The sequence below is a fragment of the Janthinobacterium goodfellowi genome (assembly GCF_051380695.1).
In the GTDB taxonomy this organism is placed as follows: domain Bacteria; phylum Pseudomonadota; class Gammaproteobacteria; order Burkholderiales; family Burkholderiaceae_D; genus Janthinobacterium.
Window position 1 is genome coordinate 32,111 of record NZ_JBNYXN010000003.1, and the last position, 16,404, is coordinate 48,514.

General features: G+C 63.1%; 15 protein-coding genes. 13 read left to right on the forward strand and 2 right to left on the reverse strand.

What is annotated here, in order from left to right:
* The 4 genes from ACQ4WQ_RS12540 to ACQ4WQ_RS12555 form a co-directional block, all read left to right on the forward strand.
* Positions 1 to 399 (forward strand): DUF7034 domain-containing protein (locus ACQ4WQ_RS12540; RefSeq protein ID WP_436497469.1); only part of this gene is annotated, 399 nt, incomplete at its 5' end.
* A 327-nt stretch (positions 400 to 726) separates the two neighbouring features.
* On the forward strand, positions 727 to 1,059 hold the full coding sequence (locus ACQ4WQ_RS12545; protein WP_436497471.1) for a collagen-like protein: 333 nt from the start codon (positions 727 to 729) through the stop codon (positions 1,057 to 1,059).
* Between the two features lie 144 nt (positions 1,060 to 1,203).
* Positions 1,204 to 3,582 carry an acyl-CoA dehydrogenase gene (locus ACQ4WQ_RS12550; RefSeq protein WP_436497472.1) on the forward strand — a complete coding sequence of 793 codons (2,379 nt, stop codon included), beginning with the start codon at positions 1,204 to 1,206 and terminating at the stop codon, positions 3,580 to 3,582.
* 71 nt (positions 3,583 to 3,653) lie between these two features.
* Positions 3,654 to 3,902 carry a DUF1059 domain-containing protein gene (locus ACQ4WQ_RS12555; RefSeq protein WP_436497474.1) on the forward strand — a complete coding sequence of 83 codons (249 nt, stop codon included), beginning with the start codon at positions 3,654 to 3,656 and terminating at the stop codon, positions 3,900 to 3,902.
* A 29-nt stretch (positions 3,903 to 3,931) separates the two neighbouring features.
* On the opposite strand, the gene ACQ4WQ_RS12560 is transcribed toward ACQ4WQ_RS12555, so the two are convergent.
* Complete coding sequence (locus tag ACQ4WQ_RS12560; RefSeq protein ID WP_436497476.1) at positions 3,932 to 5,140, reverse strand: TCR/Tet family MFS transporter; 1,209 nt, start codon at positions 5,138 to 5,140, stop codon at positions 3,932 to 3,934.
* Positions 5,141 to 5,245: 105 nt separating this feature from the next.
* On the opposite strand from ACQ4WQ_RS12560, the gene ACQ4WQ_RS12565 reads away from it, so the two are divergent.
* From ACQ4WQ_RS12565 to gdhA, 7 genes are all read left to right on the forward strand, one after another.
* Positions 5,246 to 5,884 (forward strand): TetR/AcrR family transcriptional regulator, encoded by a 639-nt coding sequence (locus tag ACQ4WQ_RS12565; RefSeq protein ID WP_436497478.1) that lies wholly within the window; start codon positions 5,246 to 5,248, stop codon positions 5,882 to 5,884.
* 88 nt (positions 5,885 to 5,972) lie between these two features.
* Positions 5,973 to 7,334 (forward strand): prephenate-dependent tRNA uridine(34) hydroxylase TrhP, encoded by a 1,362-nt coding sequence (gene trhP / locus ACQ4WQ_RS12570; protein WP_436497480.1) that lies wholly within the window; start codon positions 5,973 to 5,975, stop codon positions 7,332 to 7,334.
* 184 nt (positions 7,335 to 7,518) lie between these two features.
* The gene (locus ACQ4WQ_RS12575) at positions 7,519 to 8,766 is read left to right on the forward strand and encodes a DUF819 family protein (RefSeq protein ID WP_436497482.1); all 1,248 of its coding nucleotides are present in this window, start codon (positions 7,519 to 7,521) and stop codon (positions 8,764 to 8,766) included.
* Positions 8,767 to 9,224: 458 nt separating this feature from the next.
* Positions 9,225 to 10,265 carry a polysaccharide pyruvyl transferase family protein gene (locus ACQ4WQ_RS12580; RefSeq protein ID WP_436497484.1) on the forward strand — a complete coding sequence of 347 codons (1,041 nt, stop codon included), beginning with the start codon at positions 9,225 to 9,227 and terminating at the stop codon, positions 10,263 to 10,265.
* A gap of 2 nt (positions 10,266 to 10,267) precedes the next feature.
* Positions 10,268 to 11,569 (forward strand): Rieske 2Fe-2S domain-containing protein, encoded by a 1,302-nt coding sequence (locus ACQ4WQ_RS12585; RefSeq protein ID WP_436497486.1) that lies wholly within the window; start codon positions 10,268 to 10,270, stop codon positions 11,567 to 11,569.
* A complete protein-coding gene (locus ACQ4WQ_RS12590; RefSeq protein WP_436497488.1) occupies positions 11,566 to 12,606 on the forward strand; it encodes a glycosyltransferase family 2 protein in 1,041 nt (346 codons plus the stop codon). Before ACQ4WQ_RS12585 ends, ACQ4WQ_RS12590 begins: the two co-directional genes overlap by 4 nt.
* A gap of 209 nt (positions 12,607 to 12,815) precedes the next feature.
* A complete protein-coding gene (gdhA, locus tag ACQ4WQ_RS12595; protein WP_436497490.1) occupies positions 12,816 to 14,159 on the forward strand; it encodes an NADP-specific glutamate dehydrogenase in 1,344 nt (447 codons plus the stop codon).
* A gap of 50 nt (positions 14,160 to 14,209) precedes the next feature.
* Here the strand turns inward: gdhA and ACQ4WQ_RS12600 are convergent, their stop codons facing one another.
* On the reverse strand, positions 14,210 to 14,767 hold the full coding sequence (locus ACQ4WQ_RS12600) for a flavin reductase family protein (protein WP_326458813.1): 558 nt from the start codon (positions 14,765 to 14,767) through the stop codon (positions 14,210 to 14,212).
* Positions 14,768 to 14,922: 155 nt separating this feature from the next.
* Here ACQ4WQ_RS12600 and ACQ4WQ_RS12605 point away from each other — a divergent pair, with 155 nt between their 5' ends.
* On the forward strand, positions 14,923 to 15,552 hold the full coding sequence (locus ACQ4WQ_RS12605) for a head GIN domain-containing protein (RefSeq protein ID WP_436497492.1): 630 nt from the start codon (positions 14,923 to 14,925) through the stop codon (positions 15,550 to 15,552).
* Positions 15,553 to 15,593: 41 nt separating this feature from the next.
* A complete protein-coding gene (locus ACQ4WQ_RS12610) occupies positions 15,594 to 16,403 on the forward strand; it encodes an enoyl-CoA hydratase (RefSeq protein ID WP_436497494.1) in 810 nt (269 codons plus the stop codon).
* The last annotated feature ends 1 nt before the right edge of the window (position 16,404 follow it).

Sequence of the window (16,404 nt, forward strand, 5' to 3'; positions counted from 1 at the left end):
GGCGGCTACGAAAAGAGTTTCACCGTGCAAAGTAATGAGCTCAGCGACACATCGGGTCCCACCGTTTCAGCCATCACCGTCAATCCCACCACCGTTGATGTCTCGCAGGCAAGCCAATTCGTGACGGCCACGGTGACCGTGACAGATGCCACCGGGATCAATCTCAGCGCCCTGCCCAATCCCTATTGGCACAGCATCGCCGATATCGGCGGCACCCGCATCGACAGCAATTGGGTGCTGGCATCCGGCGACGCGAAGCATGCTACTTTCAGTTCGACGGTGACAATACCCGCAGGCGCCAAAGCGGGGCAATGGGTGGTTGGCTGGACAGCGTTCCGTGACACATTAGGATATACAAGTACGAATGGTGGCTACGACAAAAGTTTCACCGTTAAATAAACGCGCCAGGCAGCACCAGACGGTCAATCAGGGAGCTGCCAGCCCGCTCTGAACATCCTCAGCCAACCTCCGGGTTGGCTTTTTTGTTTTCGCCTGCAAACAACACCATGGCATCCATCCGCCGCTATGTACGCAAACGAACGGACTGCAGCCGCCCAAGGGCCCATGCTGCAGGCAGACCATCACTTCCCCTCCCGCCGCCAGCACCCTGCGCGACACGGCTGATGGGTCGGCTGGTCAGCTCTCCCGCCACACCGCCATGCGAAACTCGCGCCCGACGCCGTCGAGCCGTTCCGTACATTACGGCTCACTGCCAAAGGATGCATCATGAAACCTACCCTGATATTGCTCGCGCTCGCCTCTACCCTCGCCCTGACCGCTTGCCAGCGCGAAGCGCCACCTGCGCCTCCCGTCGTCCAAGTCGTTCCCGGCCCTGCAGGCGCGCCTGGTCCTGCCGGCGCTACCGGTGCCAAAGGCGCTGAAGCTCCTGCCGGCGCGACCGGTGCCACCGGCGCCACGGGCCAGACCGGCGACAGCGGTGCCGCCGGCTACGATGGTGCCAAGGGCGCTACCGGTGCACAAGGCAACGATGGCGCCAAAGGCGACGACGGTGCCAAGGGCAAGACGGGCGACACGGTGATTGTCGTTCCGCAACGCTAATACCGTTAGCGCCGGCTAACACCGGCAACCGTGTTCTCCCACAACGCCAACCCATGCGGTTGGCGTTGCTGCGTATGCGCTGTACCGCACAGTAACATCGACCGCATCGGCCTACCCTGTCGTCATGACACAGGGAGATATCGCATGCTGACGATCATATTAATGGTGGCCCTGCTGGGCTTGGCTTTACTGTTCGCGCCCGGCCCCGTGCGCCGTGCCCTGATTACCCCGTACCTGCTGGCTCTGTTCAAGCGCATCTTGCCGACGATGTCCGGCACGGAACGCGACGCCCTCGAGGCGGGCACTACGTGGTGGGATGCCGATCTGTTTTCCGGCCAGCCCGACTGGACAAAATTGCTGGCGTATGGCCGCGCCACGCTCACCGCCGAGGAGCGCCACTTTCTCGAGCATGATGTCGAGCGCCTGTGCGAGCTGGTCGACGACTGGGAAACGCAGCAGCAGCTCGACTTGCCACCGCAAGCCTGGGCCTATATGAAAAGCCAGGGTTTCCTCGGCATGATCATTCCCAGGCAATACGGCGGCAAGCAGTTCTCCGCCTACATGCATTCGCAAGTGGTGATGAAACTGTCGAGCCGATGCTCGGCGCTGGCCGTGACCGTGATGGTGCCCAATTCGCTGGGGCCAGCCGAACTACTGCTGCACTACGGCACCGAAGAACAGAAAAACCATTATCTGCCGCGATTGGCCGCCGGCATCGAGATTCCCTGCTTTGCCCTGACCAGCCCGTATGCGGGCTCCGACGCGGCCGCCATCCCCGACCTGGGCGTCGTGTGCATGGGCATGCATGAGGGAAGAGCTACCCTGGGTTTCCGCCTCACCTGGAACAAGCGCTACATCACCCTGGCCCCCGTGGCGACCTTGCTGGGGCTGGCATTCCAGACCAGCGATCCCGACCACTTGCTCTCCGACAACGATACGCCCGGCATCACCTGCGCCCTGATCCCCGCCAGCCACGACGGCGTGGTAATCGGCCGCCGCCACCATCCCTTGAACGCCGCCTTCCAGAACGGCCCCACGTCCGGCAACGATGTCTTTATCCCTATCGACTGGGTCATCGGCGGCCAGGCGCAAGTGGGCAAAGGATGGCGCATGCTGATGGAATGCCTGGCGGCCGGACGCGCCATCTCTCTGCCCTCGTCCAGCGTGGGCATGGGCAAGATGGCCGTGCGCGGCACCGGCGCGTATGCGGCCGTGCGGCGCCAGTTCAACATGCCGATCGGCAAGTTCGAAGGCGTGCAGGAAGCGCTGGCCCGCATGGGCGCCAACCTGTACCTGATGGATGCGGCCCGCACTCTGGCCGCGCATGCCGTTGACCTGGGCGAAAAGCCGGCCGTCATTTCCGCCATCGTCAAATACCATGTGACGGAACGGGGCCGCGCGCTCGTCAACGACGGCATGGACATTCTCGGCGGCAAGGGCATCTGCGTGGGTCCGAACAATTTCCTCGCCAGCGCCTACCAGCAAATCCCCATCGCGATCACCGTCGAAGGGGCCAACATCCTCACGCGCAGCCTGATCATCTTCGGTCAGGGCGCCATCCGCGCGCATCCGTATGTACTCAGGGAAATGGCCGCCGTCAACGAAAGCGACGGCCGCAAGGCCTTGCGCGATTTCGATGCGGCCTTCTTCGGCCACGTGGGCTTTGTGCTGGGCAACTTGGCCAGGGGCTTGTGGTACGGACTGGGCGGCGCGCGTCTGGCGGCCGTGCCCGATGCCGGCGCGCCCGCACTGGCGCCCTACTACCGCGCGCTTACGCGGCTGTCGACGGCGTTTGCCGTCATGACGGATATGTCGATGTTCGTGCTCGGTGGCGAACTCAAGCGCCGCGAGCGGCTGTCGGCCCGGCTGGGTGACGTGCTGGCGCAGTTGTACCTGGCTTCATCCGTGCTGAAGCGCTACGAGGACGATGGCCGGCCCGAGGCCGACCTGCCGTACGTGCACTGGGCGCTGCAGGACGCGCTTGTCAAGGCGCAGCAGGGCTTGACGGGCGTGCTCGACAATTTCCCCGCGCGCGTGCTGGCCGTGCTGCTGCACACCTTGCTGTTCCCGTTCAGCCTGCCCCACCGTCCGCCATCCGACGAGCTGGGCAGCGAAGTGGCGCTGGCCCTGCAAACGCCCGGCGCCGACCGCGAACGCCTGCTGGCCGACGGTTATGTGGCCAACGATGGCAGCCACGGCGGCGATCCCGTGGCTTGCGCCGAGCGGGCGCTGGCCCTGCTGCCCGAGGTCCTGCACATCGAAAAACGCCTGAAAGACACGCCCGAAGGCGCGGCCCTGCGGCACCTGCCGCAAAGCCTGTCCGCCATGCAACAGTGGCTGGCAACGGCCAAAGCGGCGGGCAACGTCAACTGCCAGGAGCACAATACCTTGCTGGAATATGCGCGCCTGATCGACGGTGTGATCCAGGTTGACGATTTTGCGCCCGATACGGCGCATCAGGCTCACAGCGGCGGCGTGCGCCGTCTTGACGACGCACCGGCCGGCGAGAGCCGCGCGGCCTAGGCCAGGCCGCTTTGCGTCCTATACTGAATGGAGCGGGCGCTGTGCCCGTTCTTTCCAGAAAGGAGTCGATCATGACGCGCAAATTCATCGATTGCCGGGAATTTCCAAGCGACACAAATTGCTCGGTGGCCATCTCGGCCGACAGCGAGGAGGAGCTATTGGGCATTGCTGTGGAGCACGCGGTCTCGGTACACCATCACCACGACACGCCGGAGCTGCGCCAGCAACTGCGTCAATTGTTCAAGGACGGCATGCCGCCCGAGCACTTGCCCATGACGGGGCAGGCCGGCAGCGCCAGCGGCGCCTCGCACCCGCATTAAGTCCGGGCCGGTCACGCCAGATTGACAGCTCAGGACGCCAGCTTGCGGGCTGGCGTCCTGATGTCCAGGCCCAGCACGAGCGGCACCAGTCCCGCATACACGACGATCACCGACAGCCAGACGGCGCCGGGCCAGTACGCCCTGACGCCAAAATAAATACTGGAAAATACCAGCGGGCACAGCACGGACGCCAGGCTCACGGACGAGGCCAGCACGCCCTGGAACTGGCCTTGGCGGTCCTCGGCAACTTGCCGCGTGGCCAGCGACTGCAGGGCCGGCGCGCCGATGCCGCCCAGGGCGAACACGGGCATGATGGCGAAGATCATCCAGCTGCGGGTGGCAAAGGCCATGACGACCAGGGCCACGCAGGCGCAGGCCACGCCCCCCAGGATGGTGGCGCGCTCGCCCAGCAGCTTCACGGCCGGACCGGGCAGGAAGGCCTGGGCCAGCGCCTGGCACACGCCGAAGGCGCCCAGCGACAAGCCGATCCACAGCCCGTTCCACTCGAACGCATCGTGGCCCCACAAGGCCCAGCACACGCCATACACCTCGCCGGCCGCGCTGAAGGTAAAGAAAATGGCGGTGATCGGCAGCAAGCTTTTCTGCGATAACACCCAGCGCAGCGGGCGCAATGGATTCAATGCCAGCAGGTCGATTTTTTCGCCCGTGGGCCGACGTGATTCCGGCAACGTCAGCAACGCCAGCAGCAGGTTGCCGGCATTCAAGATGGCCGCCGCCATGAACGGCAGGCGCAATCCGTAATCGCCCAGTGCGCCACCGAGCACGGGGCCGATGATGAAGCCGGCGCCGAACATGGCGTTGAGCAAGCCGAAACGGCGCGCCCGCGTTTCCTCGGGAGAAATATCGGTGATGTAGGCCGTGGCCACGGACACATTGGCGCTGGTCAAGCCGGCAATGGCGCGCCCCAGCAGCAGCATCCACAGGCTGGGGGCGAAGGCTAGGAACAGGTAATTGACGGCCGCGCCCGCCAGCGAAAGCAGCAGCACGGGGCGCCGCCCCAGGCGGTCGCTCAGCGCGCCCAGCACGGGCGCAAAAACGAACTGCATCAACGCATACAGGGCCGTCATGATGCCGATGTACGGCGCCACATTATCGGCATGCGTGACCTCGCGCAGCAGCGCGGGCAGGATGGGGAAGATCAGGCCGATGCCGACGGCGTCGAGGGCGACCGTGGCAAAGATGACAGGCAGCGCTGTCGCCGGAATGGCTATTTTCATATACTCAATCTAAATATGTACTCAGTACATAAATAGTACGCCCAGCCTGGCTGCACCATCAAGTCTTATCTGTACTCAGTACACTTCGTGTATGATCGCAGCAACATGACGATTCCTTCCGACCTCCGCTCCCGCAAACGCCTTGCCACCCGGCAAGCCATCTCGAATGCCGCCACGCGCTTGTTTTTCGTGCGCGGCTTCGAGCAGGTGACGGTGGACGAGATCGCGGCGGCTGCCAGCGTGGGACGCATGACGGTGTTCAACCACTTCCCCCGCAAGGAAGACATGTTCTTCGACCGCGAGGAAGAGGGACGCGAACTGCTGCGCACCGCCTTGCGCCAGCGCGACCCCATGGTGCCCCCGATCGTAACCCTGCGCCTGCTGGCGCACCGGCTGGTACGGGAAGACAGTCCCTACGTCACGTTTTCTGCCGCCGGCCAGGGTTTTATTGCCACCATCGAGGCCAGCGAGACCCTGAAATCGCGGGCGCGGGCCATCCGCGACGAGCTGGCGCAAGTGGTGGCAACGGCGCTGACCGACAGCACGGGGCGCGACGCGCACGATCCCCAGGCCCGGCTGGCGGCCAGCCTGCTGCTGGCCACCTGGAGCACGGCCCTGATCGAAGCGCACCGTGCCTTCGCACGGCATGGCGACGCGCAGCTGGCCAAGGCCCGCTTCCTGGCCCTCGTGGACCAGGGGCATGTCGGCCTGAAGGCGGCGTTGGCGGGCACGCCTTACGTCTGACGTTGCCGGGCGTCGGATGTCAATCCCTTGACCCAAGGCAAGGCAATCTGGCGCCAGCCCGCCTACAATCGCCGGCTTTGCCCATCCCATGCGCCACGCTCCCGAACTCCTCCTGCCTGCCGGCTCCCTGGCCAAGATGCATGCCGCCTTCGACTATGGCGCCGACGCCGTCTACGCGGGCCAGCCGCGCTACAGCTTGCGCGTGCGCAATAACGATTTTTCGACCTTGCAAGCCTTGCAGGAGGGAATTGATGGCGCCCATGCGCGCGGCAAGCAATTCTTTGTCGCCAGCAATATCTTCGCCCACAACGCCAAGCTGAAAACGTATTTGCGCGACATGGAACCGGTGATCGCCATGCGCCCCGACGCCCTGATCATGGCCGACCCGGGCCTGATCATGATGGTGCGCGACAAGTGGCCGGAGATTCCCGTGCACTTATCGGTGCAGGCGAATGCCGTCAACTGGGCCGACGTGAAATTCTGGCACCGCATGGGGCTGACGCGCGTGATTCTGTCGCGCGAACTGTCGCTCGACGAGATCGAGGAAATCCGCCAGCGCTGCCCGGAAATGGAACTCGAGGTGTTCGTCCATGGCGCGCTGTGCATCGCCTATTCGGGCCGCTGCCTGCTGTCCGGCTATTTCAACCACCGCGACCCGAACCAGGGCACGTGCACGAATTCCTGCCGCTGGGATTACAAGATCAAGAATGCCGCGGAAGACGCCAGCGGCGACCTGGGCGGCATGCAGGTGGTGCCGCTGGAATTTCACCAGGCGCTGGCCGAAGCCGACAACAATGCGTTTTCCGCCCTGCACCAGCAGCCGCGCCACCCGCTGGCCGACCAGCCCTACTTCATCGAAGAAGCGCAGCGGCCGGGCCAGCTGATGCCGATCCTCGAAGACGAGCACGGCACCTACATCATGAATTCGAAGGACTTGCGCGCCGTCGAGCATATCGAGCGTCTGGTCAAGATCGGCGTCGATTCGCTGAAGGTCGAAGGCCGCACCAAGTCGCTGTACTACGCGGCGCGCACGGCGCAAGTCTACCGCCAGGCCATCGACGACGCGGTGGCGGGCCGGCCCTTCGACATCAGCCTGCTGGGCCAGCTGCAAGGCCTGGCCAACCGCGGCTACACGGACGGTTTCTACCAGCGCCACCACACGCAGACGCACCAGAACTACATGCGCGGCGCGTCCGAGGCGAACCGCAGCCAGTACGTGGGCGACGTGCTGAGCGTGATGGATGGCTGGGCCAGGGTGGAAGTGAAAAACCGCTTCGCCGTGGGCGACCGTATCGAAGCCCTGCACCCGGACGGCAACCGCGACTTCACCATCGCCCGCATGCTGGCCGACGATGGCAGCGAGATCCAGGTGGCGCCCGGCAGCGGCCACTTCGTGCGCATCGAACTCGACGGGGCGCTGAACAAAGCCTTGCTGGCGCGCTATTTGTAACCGCCAGTCTGGCGCGCGGGGCGGCAAACCAGTACGCAAGTGTTTGATTTGACAAGAAAAATTCCAACTGGCGCCGCCTAAATAATTTGTTTAGGCTTCAACATTGCTATACGATACGGCCACCCTGCGCCCGGGGGCCTGATCGGCACCCGGTGCGTCCCTGACACGTTCACCGGAATCCCCGATGCCACCTGCCACCTCTGCCCTGATCACCAATGACGCCGTCGTCCTCGGCCTGCTTGCCATGACCCTGGGGGGCGTCTTCTGGACCGCCTCGCGCGCCAACGGCTTCTGGAAAAAGTTTTATACCTATATCCCGTCGCTGCTGATGTGCTACCTGATCCCGGCGCTGCTCAACACCTTCGGCATCATCGACGGCAACGCCTCCGGCCTGTACGCCGTGGCGCGCGACTATCTGCTGCCCAGCGCGCTGGTCCTGCTGTGCGTGGCCATCGATTTCGGCGGCATTATCCGCCTCGGCCCCAAGGCCATCATCATGTTTCTTACAGGAACCCTCGGCGTCATGCTGGGCGCTCTCGTCTCGTTCGAGGCGCTGCGGCTGATCCACCCGGAAACGGTGGCGGGCGATACCTGGCGCGGCATGACGACTGTCGCCGGCTCGTGGATAGGCGGCGGCGCCAACCAGGCGGCCATGAAGGAAGTGTTTGAAGTGGACGCCACCCTGTTCGGCCAGTTCGTCGCCGTCGACGTGCTGGTGGCCAACGTCTGGACGGCCGTGCTGCTGTTCCTGGCCGGCCGCGCGGGCGCCTTCGACCGCTGGACGGGCGCCGACTTGACGGCCATCAATGCGCTCAAGGACAGCATCGAAAGCTACCGTGCCCAGCACGCGCGCGTCGCCAACCTGACCGACATCATGATCATCCTCGGCGTGGGCCTGGGCGTGACGGGCCTGTCGCACTTCCTGGCCGGCCCCATCATCAGCTGGATCGCCACCCTGCCGGCAGAATGGCGCCTGCAGGATTACAGCCTGACATCGAACTTCTTCTGGATCGTCGTGCTCGCCACCACCTTCGGCCTGCTGCTCAGCTTTACCCGGGCGCGCAGCCTGGAAGGCGCGGGTGCCTCGACCATCGGCTCAGCCATGCTGTACGTGCTGGTGGCCACGATCGGCATGCACATGGACTTGAAAGCCCTGTTCGACAAGCCTTTCCTGTTCCTGCTGGGTCTGATCTGGATCGCCGTGCATGGCGGCCTGATGCTGCTCGTCGCCAAGCTGATCCGCGCACCGCTGTTCTTCATGGCCGTGGGATCGCAAGCGAACATCGGCGGCGCCGCCTCGGCCCCCGTCATCGCCAGCGCCTTCCACCCTGCCTTGGCGCCCGTCGGCGTCCTGCTGGCCGTGCTCGGCTACGCGCTGGGCACCTATGGCGCCTACATCACGGGCTTGCTCTTGCGCAGCGTGGCGGGCTGATCCACCCGGCAATGACGACAACGCCAGCCTGCGGGCTGGCGTTGTCGTTGGTGCGCAATGCAGCCGACGAAAAGGCATCAAGAGTTGCTAGAGAGATACAAGAACATAAATAAAAAATAACTTCGCACACCAGCCGGCATGAAGTAAGATAATATTTTAAAGCAACATATTTTCTATAAAAGTAAGATCTTCCTTTGCTTGAAAGCAGCCAATCGCACGCAATAAATGTCACCAGGCCTATCCGCCATCCATGAATGTACGTTCTGAAACATCACGCTCTCGCCCAGCACCATGAAATAGCAGGTTCTGGCGGCATCGCACGAATGGCAGCAGCACCCGGCGCATGCATGACGCCGGCCGCAGCAGTGCCGCTGAGGGTAGGAACTGTCGCCGCTTTTAACAGCAGCCGGCGCAACATTTTCACTAACTAAATAATAAAACATTAGAAGGAACACGCAGTGAACATTTTCATGGTGCGGCCCACGACTCGCAATATTGGCAACGATCTCATCGGCTACGCTACGGCAGAGCTCCTCTACGAGGTGTTCGGAGAGGCCACCAATATCGTCAGCATTCCCGCCTTGAAGGGGCCGCAGTTCGGCGGTCTGGTAGCGCGCCAGATCTATGACATGAACCGCCTGGCCGACGCCGTCATCGTGGGCGGCGGGAATCTGTTTGAAAACGGCCAGCTGTCCTATGATGTACAGGCCGTCAATGCCTTGCGCCGTCCGATGATGCTGATGGGGCTGTCCCACGGCCGCATCACGGGCCGCGACGGGCAAATGGAAGACCGCACCGATGCACTCAGCCCGGCTGCGATACGACACTTGGTCGAGCATGCCAAGGTAGCCATGGTGCGCGACACGGGTTCGCAAGAAATCCTCGCCGACCTTGGCGCCAGGGTGACGGTCGGGGGCTGCCCCACGCTGTATCTGCCGCCGACTGCCGAGGGCGAAGCGGCGAGGGGCGGCGTGATCATTTCGGTGCGTCACCCCATGCGCATGAGCGTTCCTGCCACATTGCAGTGGCGCATCGCGGAAGACCTGCGCCGCCTGATTAGCGCCCTGCGTGCCGAATATGCGCAACCCGTCTATCTGGCCTGCCACGATTACATCGATCTCGAATTCGCGGCCGGCTTTCCGGAGGCGGCGCCCATGTACTTTGACGAAGTCGGCCGCTACATCGAAGCGCTACGCACCTGCAAGCTGCACGTCAGCTACCGCCTGCACGGCTTCCTGCCGTGCCTGGCCATGGGTTCGCACAGCATTAACCTTTCCTATGATGAAAGGGGCCGCTCGATGCTGTCGACCATCGGCATGGCGTCGTGGGATGTCGATCTGATGCAAGGTGGCGACTGCGTGAGCGCCATCATGGACCGCGCGCGCTCGGCCGATCAATATCACCGCGCCCGCCAGGCAGCCCTGCCGCTGATACAGGAGTTGCGCCAGATCACGTTGCGCGGCTTGCAGACCTTGCGCACCCTGGCAACGGAGCAATGAATATGAGCTTGCCATCCTCATCGCAGGGCGTGTGGCTGAAGTGCCACGTCCGCGAACTCGCCCACTGGGAAACGATGACCGAGCGCGTGCTCAGTGAAATCATTTCCACGGTCGGGCAAATGAAGGGCACGGCAGCGGCCCAGGTGCTGCGCCAGCATGGCATCGAGCGGCTGCACGAAGTCATCGACACCGACGATGTGACGTCCTTGCGCAACCAGGTACTGGAACGCCTGCGCCAGCCCTTGCTCGCCATGGCAACGGCCGTCGGACGCCAGATACTGGGCTGGGATGGCGATTTCTATGTGGATGACTATTTGATCCTGCGCATCAACTTCCCTTACGAAGTGGCCCGCAAGACCAATCCGGCGAGCGAGAATCCCGGCATTGGCAGGCTCAGCGCTACCGTGCGCGAAGAATTCCAGATGCGCAAGGTGGTCGACCCCGTGTATGCGCCAAAGGAGTATCACCGGGGCCACCCGCCCGCAGCCTGGGCGCACGGTCCGCACATCGATAGCTGGGCCGGCCATTCGCGCGACGGGCGCAATATCTGGTGGGCCATAGGCGAGGTGCCGGCGGAAGCGGGCATGGTGCTGTATCCGGAATTGGCCAACGTCTCGCTGCCCTGCGAGCGGCGCACGCTCTACCTGCAAGCGGGCTACCGCCTGCCTGTGCCGACCTATCTGCCCCTGGCGGCAGGCGAAATGCTGGTCTTCGATCCCGAGGTGCTGCACGGCACGCATCTGAATACGACAGACGCCACGCGGGTAGCCGTTTCCATGCGCCTGAATGCTTCCAGGCCGACGTTCGATCCCGCCTGCTTTTATTCGCGCGAATTCTGGCGCCGGGCCGCCGATATCGAGCAGGGCCATGATGAAGTCCTGCATCTGCGACGCGAAGACAACTTCGGCCCGCCCGTGGCGAGCACGCCGGTGCAGACGCCGCCTCCCGTTCCCGTCATCGCCGGCCAGCTCGACCAGCAAAGCGGCCTCATACATGGCCAGCTTCCTGCCGCCGGGCCGGACACGCAGCGCGTCATCGTCGATGCCGCGCCGTATCGCATCATGCTGGTACACACCAACGACGGCACCCGCGCCTACGACGCGGCCTGCCCGCATTATGGCGTGGACCTGGCCGACGGCGGATGCGATAGCGGTAAAGTGTATTGCCCGGCTTGTGCAATCTCGTTCGACTTGCAAACAGGAAAATCGTCCTGCCCGTCGTTGACATTGCAACCGTATGAAATCCGGCAAGACGGCGCAGCCATCCGCATCCGTGTTGCGCCGCCTGCGGCAGTGGCGTCATGAGCGTAGCCGCAGTCCACGCTCTGCCTGCCGCGCTCGATGCAGGTGCGGCGGCAGTAAGTGCCGTCATTTGCACCAGGAATGGCTGGTCGCGGGGCTTTCTCGACGAGACCTTGCAGTCGTTGCTGGCCCAGTCCTGGCCCGCGCAAGAAATCCTGCTGGTCGACGACGCCAGCAGCGACGGCACGGCCGCCTACGTGAGGCAAGCCTATCCGCAAGTCAGCGTCTTGCAGAATGCAGGAAGCGGTCTGGCGGCCGCCAGGAATACGGGAGTGGCCGCCGCCCGTTGTCCATGGGTGGCCTTCATCGACGACGATGACATCTGGCTGCCTGAAAAACTGGCTGAACAACTTGCACAGGCACAAGCATCTGAAACGCCAGATGCAATTGTGTATGCATCGCAAGTTGCCACGCTTAACAGCCATGGCGGCAATCCCGTGGATTGGGCAACGCCACGGCAGTTTGCCACCTGGCCCGCCTGCCTGCTGGGCTCTCCCATTCAGCCATCGGGCGTGCTGCTCAGCAAAAAATTGCTTTCTCGCATTGGTCCCTTCAACGAACAAATACAGGAAGGGGCCGCTTACGATTACTGGATACGCTGCCTGAGCGCCGGCATGTCCATCCGCTACAGCAATAATATCCTGCTGCATTACCGGCAACACCATCCGCAGATGACGGCGCCGGCGCGCAAATTCGATCATTTTCTGAATATCGACGCCCTTATCGCCCCCTATCTCGAGCGGCTGACGCCGGCGCTGGCGCAGCGAATCCGCGACGCACGCCTGCTGAACAACCTGCGTGCCCTGATGGCCCATTCCGGCCTATCGGCAGCGGCACGTTACTGGCGCGCCAGCATGCCGCGCTCCGTACCCGGCTTGCGCACCGTTTGCTATTTCCTGCTCGATACTGTTGCATGCAGGACACCACACCAGCGGCGCCACGCGCTTCGGCAACGTGCCATGCAACTGCTCATCGGTAAGAAATCGGTTTTCCCGGAACAGTACGCGACCGGCTCGTGTCGGCCAGCATCCCGATCATAGCGGATCCAGGACGCCAGCCTCACGGCTGGCGTTTTTGTTTCCTGGCCGCTTATTTCACCAGATCACTGCCTCTCTTTTACGCCGCAGGCCCAGGCAAAAAACTCCCCACAATGTAGCAGAAACCCCTCAAAACCAAATTTCCGCACCATTTTTGTGCGAAATCTGCGATGATAGTTGCCCAAATAACCGATTACCTCCATGGAATTCTGATGAAATACGCATCTGCTCACGAGTATGTCCAGCATGTCGCCGCACGCAATCCAGGTCAGCCCGAGTTTCTGCAAGCCGTCACCGAAGTCATGGAGAGCTTGTGGCCGTTCCTGGAACAGCACCCGAAATACGCGGAACAAGGCTTGCTGGAACGCTTGATCGAGCCAGAGCGCGTGGTGATGTTCCGCGTGTCGTGGGTCGACGACCATGGGCAGGTACAAGTCAACCGCGGCTACCGCATCCAGCACAGCATGGCCATCGGGCCGTACAAGGGCGGCATCCGCTTCCACCCTTCCGTCACTTTGTCCGTGCTGAAATTCCTCGCCTTCGAACAGACGTTCAAGAATGCGCTGACCACGTTACCGATGGGCGGCGGCAAGGGCGGCGCCGATTTCGATCCGAAGGGCAAGAGCCCGGGCGAAGTGATGCGCTTTTGCCAGGCCTTCGTCAGCGAACTGTTCCGCCACGTGGGTTCGGACACGGACGTGCCGGCCGGCGACATCGGCGTGGGTGGGCGCGAAGTAGGCTATATGGCCGGCATGATGAAAAAGCTCAGCAACCGCGCCGACTGCGTGTTCACGGGCAAGGGCGCCAGCTTCGGCGGCTCGCTGATGCGGCCGGAAGCGACGGGCTACGGCACCGTGTATTTTGCGCAGGAAATGCTGAAAACGCGGGGCCGCTCGTTCGAAGGCATGCGCGTCTCCGTTTCCGGTTCGGGCAACGTGGCGCAATACGCGGTGGAAAAAGCCATGGCCATGGGCGCGAAAGTCATCACCGTCTCCGATTCGAGCGGCACCGTCATCGACGAAGCCGGTTTTACGCCGGAAAAGCTGGCCATCCTGATGGAGGTCAAGAACCATTTGTATGGCCGCGTGAGCGACTATGCCGCGCGCACGGGCGTGCGCTTCGAAGCGGGCGTGTCGCCATGGCATGTGCCGGTCGACATCGCCCTGCCCTGCGCCACGCAAAATGAACTCGATATCGCCGATGCGCGCCTGCTCATCGCCAATGGCGTGCAGTGCGTTGCCGAAGGCGCCAACATGCCGACCACCATCGAAGCGGCCAAGGCCTTCGAGGCGGCCGGCGTGCTGTACGCGCCAGGCAAGGCCAGCAATGCGGGCGGCGTGGCCACCTCTGGCCTGGAAATGAGCCAGAACGCGGCCCGCATTTCCTGGCCGCGCGAAGAAGTCGACGCGCGTTTGCTGCAGATCATGCAGGGCATCCATGCGGCGTGCAAGCAGTACGGCACGCGTGCCGATGGCACCGTCAGTTACGTCGATGGCGCCAATATCGCCGGCTTCGTCAAAGTGGCCGATGCGATGCTGGCGCAAGGGGTGATTTAAGCGTCAACAATGTCGTCGGATTACGCGCGGCATAGCCGCGCTAATCCGACCTACGACATTTCAGGTTTCATCAGGCTCTTGCGGCTGATGGTCCGGCCCGATACCATGAACTCGCCATTGCCCCGGTAATGCAGGGTTTCAGGCAGCTTGGGCGATGTGGCCACGTGGGCTTTCACGCACTCGAAGATGAAGAAGCCGCCCTTCGGGTTGCCCGCCACCTGCGCCAGCTTGCATTCGAAGTTGGCGTAGCACTCGGCGATCAGCGGCGCGCCCACCAGCTCGGCTGGCTGCGGCGTCAGGCCGAAGGCCGTGAACTTGTCCGTGTCTTCGCCGCTGCAATTGCCGATGGCCACCACCTGGTCGACCATGTCGGCCGTGGGCAGGTTGATCACGCACTCCATGCTGCGCTTGATCATTTCATGGCTGTGGTTCGCGTCGGAAATAAAGCAGCCCAGCAACGATGGCGACAACTCCATCAGCATGTGCCAGGCCATGGTCATGACGTCGCTTTCCCCGTTCCACGTTGAACTGACAAGCACCACCGGCCCCGGTTCGAGGAAGCGGCGGATATCGGCGACGGGATAATCTTCTTTGTGGTAATTTTTCATCTGGTCTCCAGGACGCGGTACGCCACAGCATAGCCCAATGATGCCTGGCCGGGCGCGCGGCTGGCCGATGCGATTTGTGCCGTTCATCGCAAATTTCTCCCCGTTGGAGATGTTGCAACATAGAATACGCTGATCAACTACTCAAGGAAACCGCCATGCGTCCTCTGTTCCTGTTGCCAGTCCTGTCCCTCGCTTGCCTCGCCAGCCTCGCGCATGCCGACGAGCAAACCCGCACGGTCGCCGCCTTCAACGCCATCGATATCCGCGGCCCCATCAGCATCGAAGTGGAATCGGGCAAGGAGCAAAGCCTGCTGCTGCGCGGCGACCAGAAATTCCTCAGCGGCGTCATCACGGAAGTGGTCGACGGCGAGCTGAAAATTTCCATGAAGGATAAAGATATCAAGAAGACCGAGGGCGACCCGCGCATCATCATCACCATGCCCACCTTGCGCAAGCTGATCGCGGAAGGTGCGGGCGAGAAGATCTTGACCAAGCTCAATGGTCCACGGGTCGACATCAGCTACAAGGGCGCGGGCCGCCTGGCCGCCGATGGCCAGGTCGACTGGCTGCGCCTGAAGGCGCAGGGCGTGGGCGAAGTCGATACGAAAGCCTTGCTGGCGAAAAACGTCGACGTGAATTTCGAGGGCATCGGCTCCGTCAAAGTGTATTCCTCGGGCGAGCTGAACGCCGTGGTGCGCGGCATGGGCGAACTGACGTATTACGGCAAGCCGAAGATCGTGCACAAGTCGATCGCCGGCATCGGCAGCGTCAACGCCGCCAAGTAGGCTTTTCCATAAAAACAGGCCATCAGGCCACTGGAGACCGCATGACCGCAACACCCGATACCCAGGACACCGCAGCGCCGCTGGTGCTGCGCGAAGAGCAGGATGGCATCGTCACCCTGCGCCTGAACCGTCCCCTGCAATTCAATGCCCTGTCGGAAGCCATGCTGGCCGCGCTGCAGGAAGCGTTCGATGCCATCGCGCAGCAGCCGCACGTGCGCTGCGTGGTGCTGGCTGCCGAAGGCAAGGCGTTTTGCGCGGGCCACGATTTGCGCCAGATGCAGGCCACGCGCCAGCTTGATTACTATCAAACCCTGTTTGCGCAATGCTCGCGCGTGATGCAGGCGATCCAGGCCTTGCCCGTGCCCGTGATTGCCCGCGTGCATGGCATCGCCACGGCGGCCGGCTGCCAGCTGGTGGCCAGCTGCGACCTGGCCGTGGCGGGCGCGTCCGCGCGCTTTGCCGTCTCCGGCATCAACGTGGGCCTGTTCTGCGCCACGCCATCGGTCGCCCTGTCGCGCAATGTGTCGCCCAAGCGGGCCTTCGACATGCTGGTGACGGGCCGCTTCATCGACGCCGACACGGCCGCCGACTGGGGCCTGATCAACGAAACGGTGGCCGACGCGGCGCTCGACGAGGCCGTGGCGCGCCTGGCGCAGCAGATCATGGCGAAAAGCCCGACGGCCATCCGCTACGGCAAGGCCATGTTCTACCGGCAGCGTCAGCTGCCGCTGGACGAGGCGTATGCGTATGCGGGCGACGTGATGGCACGCAATATGATGGAAGAAGATGCGGAAGAAGGCGTTGCCGCCTTCCTTGAAAAACGGCCGCCCGGCTGGGCGACCGTCAGGTAGC

What these genes read in the sequence shown, in the direction of transcription:
- ACQ4WQ_RS12545 (WP_436497471.1), top strand. Translation starts at nt 727, where the DNA reads ATGAAACCTACCCTGATATTGCTCGCGCTCGCCTCTACCCTCGCCCTG.
- ACQ4WQ_RS12550 (WP_436497472.1), top strand. Translation starts at nt 1,204, where the DNA reads ATGCTGACGATCATATTAATGGTGGCCCTGCTGGGCTTGGCTTTACTG.
- ACQ4WQ_RS12555 (WP_436497474.1), top strand. Translation starts at nt 3,654, where the DNA reads ATGACGCGCAAATTCATCGATTGCCGGGAATTTCCAAGCGACACAAAT.
- ACQ4WQ_RS12560 (WP_436497476.1), bottom strand. Translation starts at nt 5,140, where the DNA reads ATGAAAATAGCCATTCCGGCGACAGCGCTGCCTGTCATCTTTGCCACG.
- ACQ4WQ_RS12565 (WP_436497478.1), top strand. Translation starts at nt 5,246, where the DNA reads ATGACGATTCCTTCCGACCTCCGCTCCCGCAAACGCCTTGCCACCCGG.
- trhP (WP_436497480.1), top strand. Translation starts at nt 5,973, where the DNA reads ATGCGCCACGCTCCCGAACTCCTCCTGCCTGCCGGCTCCCTGGCCAAG.
- ACQ4WQ_RS12575 (WP_436497482.1), top strand. Translation starts at nt 7,519, where the DNA reads ATGCCACCTGCCACCTCTGCCCTGATCACCAATGACGCCGTCGTCCTC.
- ACQ4WQ_RS12585 (WP_436497486.1), top strand. Translation starts at nt 10,268, where the DNA reads ATGAGCTTGCCATCCTCATCGCAGGGCGTGTGGCTGAAGTGCCACGTC.
- ACQ4WQ_RS12590 (WP_436497488.1), top strand. Translation starts at nt 11,566, where the DNA reads ATGAGCGTAGCCGCAGTCCACGCTCTGCCTGCCGCGCTCGATGCAGGT.
- gdhA (WP_436497490.1), top strand. Translation starts at nt 12,816, where the DNA reads ATGAAATACGCATCTGCTCACGAGTATGTCCAGCATGTCGCCGCACGC.
- ACQ4WQ_RS12600 (WP_326458813.1), bottom strand. Translation starts at nt 14,767, where the DNA reads ATGAAAAATTACCACAAAGAAGATTATCCCGTCGCCGATATCCGCCGC.
- ACQ4WQ_RS12605 (WP_436497492.1), top strand. Translation starts at nt 14,923, where the DNA reads ATGCGTCCTCTGTTCCTGTTGCCAGTCCTGTCCCTCGCTTGCCTCGCC.
- ACQ4WQ_RS12610 (WP_436497494.1), top strand. Translation starts at nt 15,594, where the DNA reads ATGACCGCAACACCCGATACCCAGGACACCGCAGCGCCGCTGGTGCTG.